The sequence below is a fragment of the Paraburkholderia ginsengiterrae genome (assembly GCF_001645125.1).
Classification (GTDB): domain Bacteria; phylum Pseudomonadota; class Gammaproteobacteria; order Burkholderiales; family Burkholderiaceae; genus Paraburkholderia; species Paraburkholderia ginsengiterrae.
This window is the reverse complement of record NZ_LXKA01000019.1, coordinates 1-1,056: the sequence shown is the minus strand read 5'-3', so window position 1 is coordinate 1,056 and position 1,056 is coordinate 1. Positions and strand designations below refer to the sequence as shown.

Here is a 1,056-nt window from a genome sequence, read left to right as displayed (position 1 = left end):
CGAATGCGCGCTGGATACCTGTCTGCACCATGTGGGTACCCCACAGCAGCAGCGCAACCGACCCGGCCAGATCGATCAGCGTCAACGTCCATGTCATGGTTAGCAGTCCTCCGTGCCGGACGACGAGGTCATGTGACTCTCCGTGCGGGTGTGTCGCACCTTGCCTGCAAGGTCGCACGGCGCCCGAACGTCAGGCTGGACCCCAGAGCCGGAACAGCCTGCTCCCCTTACGCAAGCCCCCGGCTTCGGCCGTCATACGGCGCGACCCTCAGACCTCGTGCGCAGCTTCTACTTGGACCTGGGTGGTCGGCCAGTCTTGACCGGCTTGAGGGCCGCGATGGTCGCGAGCATTCGTTCCGCCGGTTCAGACGCCAGCAGAAGCACGGCCGCCCTCAGGAGTTCGCTCTTTTTCGCGTCGACGCCGGCGTCGAGACATCGCTGTTTGAGCACCGCGATCTTTTCGTAATCTGACCTCGGCATCGTGAAGGTGTCCCGCACGACCTTTTCCCGCTTGACCTGCTCCTTGCGGGACCGGGCGACGCGCATGGGTGGCGCTTCAACGGGCGTTGCCTTTCCCGCTTTCTCCATCGTCGACGAACGTCTAGCCTTCGTCCTGCCAGTCGACTTGCCGCCCGCTGCTGCCTGATTGGCATCTGCGGCCGGGCGCGCAGACTGTCCTTTCCCGCTTCTGTTCCTGGTGGTCTGTGGCTTCATGTTTTTGCGCAGATTGGACAAACCGTACAAACAGTTTATCCTCTTTCTGGCAAGGAGAGTTTTCAATGCCAGACAAGCACATTTCCAGCAGGTTCGACGCCGACCTTGAGCACCTGTCGTCGAGGTTTTTCGAGATGGGCGGACTGGTCGAATCACAACTGACCGATGCAATGGACGCGCTCGGCTGCTTCGACATGGACCTCGTGGCGAAGGTAGTGGATGAGGAGCATCGACTCAACGCAATGGAAGTCGAGATCGATGCCGAGTGCGGCAACATCATCGCGCGGCGCCAGCCGACTGCATCCGACCTGCGTCAGGTGATGGCCATCTCGAAGGGCATTA

General features: G+C 61.2%; 2 protein-coding genes. One reads left to right on the top strand and one right to left on the bottom strand.

The features are described 5' to 3' along the window. Nucleotides 1-288: 288 nt before the first annotated feature. Entirely contained in the window at nucleotides 289-714 is a 426-nt protein-coding gene (locus A6V37_RS01060; protein ID WP_064272062.1) for a hypothetical protein, read from the bottom strand. A 65-nt stretch (nucleotides 715-779) separates the two neighbouring features. Here A6V37_RS01060 and A6V37_RS01055 point away from each other — a divergent pair. Next, nucleotides 780-1,056: PhoU domain-containing protein (locus A6V37_RS01055; protein ID WP_279616145.1), on the top strand; the 277-nt coding region annotated here is incomplete at its 3' end.